The 10,345-nt window shown below is 43.5% G+C and carries 7 protein-coding genes; all 7 read right to left on the reverse strand.

The window, feature by feature from the left end; genetic code table 11:
- Positions 1-16: 16 nt before the first annotated feature.
- Positions 17-3,337, reverse strand: coding sequence for a fimbrial protein (locus tag QVP67_RS15215; RefSeq protein WP_288180297.1), 3,321 nt, complete (start codon positions 3,335-3,337; stop codon positions 17-19).
- Positions 3,338-3,357: 20 nt separating this feature from the next.
- Positions 3,358-4,335: a hypothetical protein gene (locus QVP67_RS15220; RefSeq protein WP_022164408.1), complete on the reverse strand. Its 978-nt coding sequence runs from the start codon at positions 4,333-4,335 to the stop codon at positions 3,358-3,360.
- Between the two features lie 16 nt (positions 4,336-4,351).
- A complete protein-coding gene (locus tag QVP67_RS15225) occupies positions 4,352-5,290 on the reverse strand; it encodes a FimB/Mfa2 family fimbrial subunit (RefSeq protein WP_022164409.1) in 939 nt (312 codons plus the stop codon).
- Between the two features lie 136 nt (positions 5,291-5,426).
- Positions 5,427-6,644, reverse strand: a complete 1,218-nt coding sequence (locus QVP67_RS15230; RefSeq protein WP_022164410.1) for a hypothetical protein — start codon at positions 6,642-6,644, stop codon at positions 5,427-5,429.
- 61 nt (positions 6,645-6,705) lie between these two features.
- Positions 6,706-8,160: a DUF3868 domain-containing protein gene (locus QVP67_RS15235; RefSeq protein WP_022164411.1), complete on the reverse strand. Its 1,455-nt coding sequence runs from the start codon at positions 8,158-8,160 to the stop codon at positions 6,706-6,708.
- 12 nt (positions 8,161-8,172) lie between these two features.
- A complete protein-coding gene (locus QVP67_RS15240; RefSeq protein ID WP_288180310.1) occupies positions 8,173-8,745 on the reverse strand; it encodes a DUF3575 domain-containing protein in 573 nt (190 codons plus the stop codon).
- A 1,153-nt stretch (positions 8,746-9,898) separates the two neighbouring features.
- Positions 9,899-10,345, reverse strand: a 447-nt coding sequence (locus QVP67_RS15245; protein ID WP_288180298.1) for a tyrosine-type recombinase/integrase, incomplete at its 5' end; no start/stop codon positions are given.

A 10,345-nucleotide genomic window follows, 5' to 3' on the forward strand; every position in this document is an offset into this window, starting at 1 on the left:
CAGAGACAATTAATAATCAATCGAAATAACCTGCCGGGACATCGCGCACACAACGAATGCGATATTGGCTGTATATCTGATTATTATATCTTCCAGGACATGTAATCAAACTGGTTTTAACAAAGCCATAACGAACATTTGGGTTACTAAAATAGGTGCAACATGCCACACCATCATTGTAATCATCAAATATACCAGCTGCATTCATTGCCGAAAGCTCAACCAAGTTTGGAACCCGCCAGCCATAATTATAACCGCCTTCAACATAAGATTGACACGGATCTATCTTCATATAAGTAAGATTATTATAGGTATCACCTCTCTCTGTAGCGCCCTGATAACCAATTATTTCACCTAAAGTATAAGTAACATAACCATTATCGTCTTTCAAATAATCACTAGATACAAAAATGCCTTCAGAGAAGGAATTCGCCGTACCGTTTTCGTTATGCCGCTGGAGTGGCTCAAATATTGATTGACGATACAAATCATCCACCAAACGATTTTTAAACTTCAGCACGATAGGTACATTATCTGTAGCATCAATTTTTTCAAAGGTTGAAGCTGAAACAATATTTTCTAAACTACTGATATCCTGAGTCTCATTAATAGCTGGTAAAACACGCACACAACGGATGGGTAGCTTCTCTCCATAACTACTGCTAATACTACTATACGAACCTTTTTCTACTGCCCAATAACACCTTTTACCGGAAGTGCTGCTAGTAAAATAAAGCGATCCATATCCTATGTAGCTAGAAGGGTAACCATTCATAGTCATATCATTTTTGTCTCCGCTGTATAGACGTGCGGTAGATGAGATAACATTGGCTGCAATACCCATACGAATATATTCATTCAAAGAAGCGAGATGCCAACGAATTTCATTGGGATCAATCATGCCATTACCATCTAAATCACGGTTACGGGAAAGACAAGCAGAGTAAGCGCTTTGTAATTTATAGGCGTTCCCTCTGCCATCATTACCATCTAATTTATGAGTACTTATTGTTGAACCTACCGTTTTTAACCATCCGTTCTGAGTTAAATTCAAATAACTTTCCCACGAACCATAATTATCATCTGTAGTTTGATGACCTAATAAATGAATTTGATTATTCCGACCATCAGAATCATCCAATGTGACATCAGCTGGAAGAACAGGTGATCCGAATCCAAATGTCAACGGCATTTCGTTATAAGTTTCGATGCCGAAACCATTAAGATTTATTGAACGAGAATTATAAAATGTTTGCATAGAAAGTTGCGTAACATAAGAATATACTTCACTATATGAACTATTTCCATCATTTGATACATTTGTACTCATGGAAATTATCATTTCACGAGGAATTTTGTTTGTAAATACATTCCATGTAGTAACTCTCTCACCAGTTAAAGGATGTTTGTAATAGAAGTACTCATCTACAAATGCTGTGAAGCGTGCAACGTAACTGCTTCCAGATTTACTTATAGTTATTCCTTTGCCTGTAAAGAAATCCACATTCTCGGTACCACCTTCCTCAAAATTATTGGTTGACACCAATGCTCCTTTATAGATTTTCTTTACCACATTGCCCATAGCTACGATTACATCGTATGCATCCATCAAATATTTACTGTTTTCAGTTACATTTTCATTCGAAGTTCCATATACGCTTGCAGCTCCATTTTTCAAGTCACTTACATCAGCTCTACTCCACAAAGAGACACCTGGATATTCTGAGATATCAGTATCATTTTGCGGCAAAAACTCTATCCATTTATAATCGAATCCTTTAGTTCCTGCATCGTTACCATCAAGTACTTGTTTTTTGGCATTTTCAACAGATAAGTGATTGCGTTTCGCATCAGCATATATTTTATATGGCCATAGAGTACCACGTTTGTTGCGTGTAGAGTATTTTCCTTCTTCTTCTCCATTATAATCCATTGCCTCAGACTGGATAATAAGTATCAATTGGTCGGAAATGGCGTTTTCAATTTCTTCATCAGTCTGGTTGTTGTATTTTCCTATTTGTTCAGATACAGTATTGGCTATAGCTGTAAGATCATATTCCAAGAAAACCTGCTCATAATGCGCGTCTAACTCGTACGAATAATGTGTTTGACTATAATCGTAAATTTGTCCTTCGGCACCGGACTGATAATCTTCATTTTCTTTTTTAGCTTCTACAACAATTTTATCAACCCCCTTTACATTTACCGTATAGGTATAACTGGTATTCCGTTCTACAGAAAAATTTCCAGGAGTTCCAGAACTACTAAAATCTCCCAAATGGATGGTATAGCTGACATTGCCTGTATAATTATGAGTCCCCGTTTCAGAATAGGTACCGTTCAACACAATAAAAGTACTATATTGTGGTGCATTTGTCCAAATTTTCTCTTCGGGTACAGCACCTTTATCTCCCATCCAAACATCGCGGTCTTTATACTCCATGGACAGATTGTCATCCTTTGCATTTTCAACAATGTCATATATGTTTTCAGGTATATAAAAACTAAATGTATAATAGCCATCATATACAGAAGGCACATTGGTCGATGCAAAATTTATAAAATTTTCTTCCGAGGTTAAACCATTAGCGACTCTCTCAACATTACTCAACATCGTTTTTATAGGCACATTGTAAACCTGATAAGTTGTAGGAGTGAAAATGCCATTTGCATTAGATACCTTTTCAGGGATTTTAAATGTAATACAAGCCATAGCACGGCATAACGAAATAGCAGGAGAAAGCTTATTTCCATTTATATCAGTTACACCATTATCTGTTGTAAAAACGATTCCATCCTGGCATCCGGTTAACAGCATCTGTGAAGATGCTACGATTTGAAAAGGTGTCACGCCATCAACCGCTAAGTTAGTAGAAAGAGAAATGACAGCCTTCTTCATGTCCTCATATGAAGTATTCTCTATATCTAACGAAGGCGTTTGCCAATATCCCCCACCAGCATTGGCTACGACAATCAATTTGCGTATACCACTGGTCGTCTTAAACCTTGCGGTGTACAAGTGTCCGTTATCAGTAGTTGAAGTTTCAGTTAGAGTTATCTTATCACTTGCTGTATTGCCTGTGTAATTCAGACTTTCCATATAATTACCTTGGGCGTCGTATACAAAAATACGCAGACGGGTAATATCAGAAAGAGTATTGTCAGCACGAGTATTCACTACCACATCGGCATCGGCTTTATAGCCAATTTTCAGCGAAACAGTCACCGGCTTTCCTTCTACAACATCATTCGTTTTCACCAAATCATCATCTATACAGCCTGTGAAAGCAAATACCACCAACAAAACAGCTGACAATATATATTGTATTCTCTTCATTTTCAAATCCTCCTTCTGCATTAATTAAATTCTACACCCATCGATTTCTCAGCCCAAGGGATAACCAATACTTCAATTTCAGGCTCTGTATTTACACTCAACGTCACATTTATGTCAAGCTCGGTGCCACGAGGAACATCCGTAATAGATGGTTCAGCAATCTCTTTGTAAGTACTAACATCCGGCCAGTTTGCACTCATATGAAAACCACCATTCCTCGTGTATTCATATATATAACGCCACGTAGAAAGCGTTCCTTCTGCTGGAATCGTCATGTCGGATAAACCAAGTGGATTAGTTGAAGTCGTTAACTCCTTATTCTCACTCAATCTCAATAAAGGCGTTGTATTCACTAACGCATTAGATATGCTGATGTTGCTTACCGTCTGTTCGACAGTCGATGCATTATTTATCGTCAAACGTAGTTTCGCCACCACAAAGTTCAATTCCATGTATTCTTTTTGGATACGGTTACCTCCTGTCGGATTTACTGATATCCGCTTATAGGCAGTCTGAGGTATCAAAGTCGTGCTATTCATTGCATTGGCATTAGTCAAGAAATTATTATCTAATTCAATATTCTTCAGCCCATCAATTGTAACCTCACTCAAATCATTACCATCACCTAATCCGCTCTCGTTTGCAATTGCATAAAAGTCCAAATCTGTGCCTTTTACTGTCGTCAACTCACTAAAAGTAATAGTCTTATAAAATCTTCCGTCTTCGTCCTTCTCAAAATCCTTATAATACACATTGTATAAAATGTTACTGCCATTCGCCACAATCACCCGCAATGATTGCATCCGTTCATTAGGCAAAAGGGCATCACCACTTGTGGTACTGGTTGTCACTGCCCTCGTCATAAACGTCACCTGCACCGTCGCCTTCTCATTATTCTCCGCATACTCATCCTTAATGCACGACACCACCCCCACTGCCAACAATAGCAGTAAGCAGAAGATGCCGATAGAGTTGTTTCTGTTGAATAATATCTTCATAAGTCAGTCCTCCCTATTATTGCCAGTCCGGATCGATGTCTTCCACGTACCAGGCGGGCAGTTTGATGGTTATACCGATTTCGTTGAATTGTATTTCGATGGGCAAATAGGCTTCCTGCTTGGTGATGTCGATGTACTCGCGATTGCGGGTGATGAAGTCGTAGATGCTGCCGCGAAACAGCTCTGTGCCTTCGGCATCGGCAACTACCAGTTCGTGCTCGCACCAGTCGGGGTGGAGGTTACCACTGTTGTCCATGCGGAACAGGGCAAAATCGTCCGTGCGGTAACAGCCACGCTCGGCATCGTAAATCAGTTCGGGATAGCAGGTTCCCTTTTCGTCCAGATTGATTTCGTTGTTGAATGAGGTTTGTGCGTTCGAGTTTTCGATACGCACGTTGACGGGCAGTTCACCGCGTGTCTGCGGAGCGGGCAGGCCCGTTATCTCGATGTCCACATCGACGTGGGCGCTGTAGAGCGTCACCGTGTCGCGATACATCGTCAGGTTACCTTCGGGCATCACAAATTCCTGTTGCCCCAGGTAGTTGTCGTCATGGTTAATGACCGGATCGGGAACTCCCCAATACGGACTTTGAATGTAGATTTCATCAAAACTGGTCGACGACTCCAGATTAACTACTTGCGTATGGTCGTACGCATTGCCCACAGCCACTACCTTGTAGCGTCGGCCAGGGGTGAGTTTGAAGGAAGGTATGGCTGAAAAGTTTTTCAGCTGGTCTTGGTTGTATGTACCTACTCCAAGTATATGTCCGCCCTCGTCGAATACATAGAGGTCTACCTTGTCCATGTACTGATAGAGCACATCCTTGTCTCCATCTGCCAAATACTGGAAATAGATGGTTACGTTGTGGCAATCATCCAAATTATCCTTGATACAGCCGGTGGTCAGGACAGGAACCAGCAGCAACATCCATACTATGTTCTTCCAAAGTTTCATTGCAATCACTTTATAATGTTTGACCCCACGGGTCGAATAATTTTCTGATGAACACGCCTGTGTTCGGGGAGTAGCAACCGGGCGGAGGACGGGCAACCGCCCGGTTGGAGAGCTTGGTTAAATTATAGGAAAGGGGTTATTCAGCCCAGTCAGCTTCAATAGTTTTCACATCCCATTTAGCCTCTACTACAGTAACTTCTACACCAATTAAAGTATTACCGGTTTCATCACCTATAATATTACTATCCTTCAAAACAGCCTCCGTTATACGATAAATAGTACCATTTTTCAAGATAATAGAGTTACCACTTTTATCTTTATAATTGGTAATCATAGCATAACGAGGTTCTGTTACAGGTTTACCACCTTCAACACCCTCAGCTTCTGAAAAGTAAATCTTAAATTTAGGATTCAAAGCTTGTTTAGCTTCCAAAGCTTCATCAACATCATCTGTTTCAGCATTATCTGTAACTTGTTCTGCAGCTGCTATTTCTGCGGCAGTAGGTCCATAGAAATTATACGCATAAGCTTTTGCGGGAGTAGCTGTTGCCGGCCATACTTTAGAGTCATCCAAGAAATCAGTGTTATCTGTTATCGCATCCTTCAATATCGCCTCAACACCACTACCTGTTCCAGAAGCTGAGAACTGATAGTCGGTACGAGTACCTCCATCGGTCGGTTTTACATTATCCATATAAACACCTGCAATGGTCAATTTTGAATACAAACATTTATCATCTCCTGTATTGGTATGAGTTACATGTTTAATTCCAGAAACCTCCAGACGAGCAACGGGAATATCCAACTGCACAGTGGCTGTATATATTTGATATGTCTTACTTTCATCATCTGAAGTAGCTCCCGTTTGATGATCATCATCTGCATCCGGACTTTCACTTCTGTCGGTAGGCGTAAATGTTGAAGTACTTCCGTAAACTGGTATTGCAGCAGGCAACACTTGCAAACTCGGGCTTCCTGTAGCTATATTTATAGCATTATAACTGGCTACTCCACCATTCATGGAAACTGTAACAGAAGTTGGATTGCTTACATTCCAAAATGTAACCACGTGTCCTTTATTCCATTGATCGGGAGTAAGTTTAAATTCACCTCCTCCTTCATCAGCGGTTAAAGTAATAACCACCTCAGTATTGGCTTGAGGCACAACCGAGACTTTATCTGTCCCATCCTCTCCTTGTGTTGCATCAGCAATGGCACGTGTCAATTCTGATGACTCAATTTTAATAGAAACTGCACTCAAACCAGAAAGTCCATTGTCCACCTCTTCCTCATTACTACATGCCGCGAATGCCAATCCGGCCAATCCCAGCATAAAAAATTTGTTCAATTTCATACCTTCACAAATTTTGGTTAATAAAATATTTAAGTTCTCTATTTCTTCCTTTGGTTATTCGTCATTCCGCCAACATTTCCAACGACCGACGCAGCATCTGCAGGTTGCGGGTAGCTTCGTCGCTGCCAGCCTGACTAGCTTTCGCAAAGGCGGTATCGGCTTCGGATGTTTGGCCGTTCTTCTGATAGGCCACGCCCAACAGGTTGAGCAGGCCGCCGTCGGTGGCGTCTTTCAGCAGGGCGATGGCTTCGGTGTAGTGGCCGGTCTCTATCTCGGCCAAGGCGGCGTTATGGCGTGCCGCGATGTTGTCGGGATAGGTACGTACTGCCACTTGCAGGGCTTCACGATAGGCATCGGTGTTGCGGCCGTAGCTGTCGGCCACCTTCTGTATCTCGGCCACGCTGACCAAGTCGGGGCGCGCCTGAAGCATCTGGCGCGTTTCTTCCAAGGTGTAGTGGCGCACGTTGTATTCGATGCGGTATTCGTTGCGGCGCAAGGGCGGATACATTTCGTTGAGCAAGCGCTGGTAAATCTCCGCCGGTTGCAGTGCTTTCAGCCTTGCCTCGCAGGCATCCTGATTGTCGGTGCACTCATCGATGATTTTCAGCACTTCCTCCTGCTTCAGCAGGCCGGGACGTTTTTCAACCTCGGCACGCAGTCCGACCCAGTCCTCACCCTTCCAGTCGACATGCCACAGGCTTTTTTCCAGTTCGGGGTTCTGCTTCTGCACGTAGGCCACAAAAGTCTGCGCACGGCGTTTGGACAGTTCCAAATTGTAGCGAACGGTGGCTTCGGGCGAAGCATATCCGGTGACATAGATACCGGTAATCAGCAGGTCGGCATTTTCCTTGACGGCGTCGAGGGATGCCTGCACCTTGTCCAGTTCTTCGCGATTGGTTTTATAGTTGGGCAACACGTCGTGCTTTCCCTGTCGGTATTGCAGGCGTGCCATGCGAACCTCGGAACGGCGTTTCACCACTTCTTCCTTGGGTTGCAAGGGAGGTTGCATCAGATATTGCGGCTCTTCGTAGGGCAGTATTCCACCGGTAGCCAGCAGTTCGTCGCCCTCGTCGCAAGCGGCACAGCCGGTAACGTAGGCGCGCAGATCCAGACGTCCGTTCAGCATCCAGACCTTGAAAGGTACTTCGTCGGTGTAGTGCAGGGTCTGCGGCTTTCCGTTGTCGCGGCGGACGAAGGTTATGTTGTCAGCCTGTGCCTCGCCCAGTGCCAGTTGGCGTTCGATCACCTTGCTGCGCACTTTGCCGTTCACCACGATGGGTTCGAGGGGCAGTTCGTGCGTACCGTCGGCCGAGACGATGACGGGCACTAGCCGCAAGGAATGCTGGGTATTCAGCTTCATGTCGTCCAGATTGAAATCAGCAGTGACGCGAACGCTTCTATTCACTTTCTCCACACTGCGGTTTTCCACCTTCAACTGTTCCAAGTAAGCATTCTGCGCCCACACTGCAGGCGATGCGGCCAGCAGGCAGGTAAGCAATATTATAGTTTTCTTCATATCCTTTCCTCCTTATTTAATAATGTATATTAAGGAGACGGCAGCCTTGGTCACTCCGAGGTAGTTCTTCTTGCCGCTTCCCTGCCATTCGCCGCAATGCGGACATTCGTACTGGTCGTAATGCGCGCGTATATATCCCAGTCCCAACGCAGCTTCGAGGTTCCAGCGTTTGCCCAGCAACCACTGATAACCGTAAACCAGTCCGGCTCCGTAGTAGTAACCTTCGAAGCGATAGTCCTCCAAGTTCTTGAAAAGTCCGAAAGGCATCTTGATGCCGCCCCAGTTATACTGTCCTCCCAACAGGTGGGCACCCACGAAATGACCGTTGAAACGTTCGCACAGCCAATAGCGTGCTTCGGGTTGCGCCAACCAGTGTTTCCACTTCTTGTTTTCGTTCAGCGTCCAGCCATTGTAGTTGGCCGAGAGGTCCAATGTCCATTTAGGCGACAGTCCGATTTCCGTCCCCAGATTTACTGTAGCCGATGCATCGTACAGCAGATTCGTCTTTACAGCCCAGTTTTGGGCAGAAAGCGAAATGCTGACAAACAGCATACAGAACAGCAAAATTCGTTTCACTATTTTCATGTTCATAACACAATTTTTTTCCTTGTAATGGGATTGTTTGAGGGTTCTGTTACTTCATAGATAACGGGTATACTTTTCTTTTGCCTTGATGCAAAAGAAAAGATACCAAAAGAAAAAAATCAAGGGCTGAACCTCCGGGGCTACTTTGCCTTCATTTTTTGCTAAAAGGCAGAAAGTCGCTACGTTTAAATAGTCTGCCTTTTTCAACGCAAAAAGCAAAGGCACCGTTTTACGCCCCTCCGATTAGGCCCGAAGGTTGCGTACGGCATCTTTGAAACGATTGTGCCACACTTGCATTGCTCGCGAGCGACACTTGTACGGCTCACGAGCAATGCAAGTATTACTCGTGGAAGTTGCAAGTAATACTCGTGGAGTTTACTTGTAATACTCGGTGAGATTGATTGTTATATTCGCGGGAATTAAAAGCAATACTCAGCGACATTACTTGTTACGTCAGCCAACTATTAATATTGTCCGGCTAAAGTAGATAGTTACATCTGCCAAGTTAGACTTTACAAGGTGAAAGATGGATACGCGGACTACGCGGAAAAGACGAACTATACGGATAAAGAATAAAAAAGAGAAAAATGCCTTCACGCTTTCACCAAGAGAATTCCGCACTGATACACAGGTAAATATGGTGAAAGATGAAACTTCACTCCGATTCAGTGGAAGATATAAAAATCCGCGTGTGTCCGTCTTTTCCGCGTAGTCCGCGTATCCATCTTTCACCACAACCCATTCATCATAAACAATTTACGGCGAAACTTGCCGGCAAAAGTCAGTACATACCACTACAACCGGAAGGTGAAAGGTTAAAACAGTCATTTTATTTTCTCCTCCGGTAACACGTCAAATGCCTCTAACTACCGTTTAACCTTCCGACTGCATGAAACACGGTATTCTTTCCATTCAACTTTTCCACCTGCGTTTCAAGTATTCTTGCATAAATATGTTAACGACATGTGTTAAATCATAGTTTTTATTTGTTCATTTGTAAAAATAAAACAATCTTTGCATTTAATTATAAAACACATCTGTTATCTATGAAGTAACAGAACCCCCTCTACCTCCAAAATCCATAAAAAAGTCTTTCCACACCACAGCTATAGGCTGTCTTGGATTGCCGCTACAATCCAGTATGAAAACAATCTTACTCCCGAAATACCTGTGAAAGTATTTCTTTGTTCATTTGTCCGATACGTTCATCAGTGTGCTGCTTGAAGTAGGTTTCTGTAACCTTGACAGATGAATGCCCCATCGCATTACAGATAAGCTCCTGCTGATAGTTGTGATAGTTGGCTATGGTGGCCCAACTATGGCGGGCACAGTAACTGCTAAGGCTCCCTTTCACACCGGCCAATGACCCCAGACGCTTTAACCGTGCATTGAAGTTTCGTAATGCACTTTGGTACTGACGGTAAGCATCGGCGCCTGTGCCGTTGATAAAGGGGAACAGATAGGGTGAAGATTCGTCCGGCGTCTTCAGTTGTTCGATGAGGCTCATGGCACGCAGCTCTACACGTACCGTCAGCCAGCTTCCTGTCTTACGACGGCGATACATCAGGACATTATCCTGCAAATCGCACTTGCGCAAATA

Source organism: Bacteroides sp. CAG:633, assembly GCF_000435115.1.
GTDB classification, from domain to species: domain Bacteria; phylum Bacteroidota; class Bacteroidia; order Bacteroidales; family Bacteroidaceae; genus Bacteroides; species Bacteroides ndongoniae.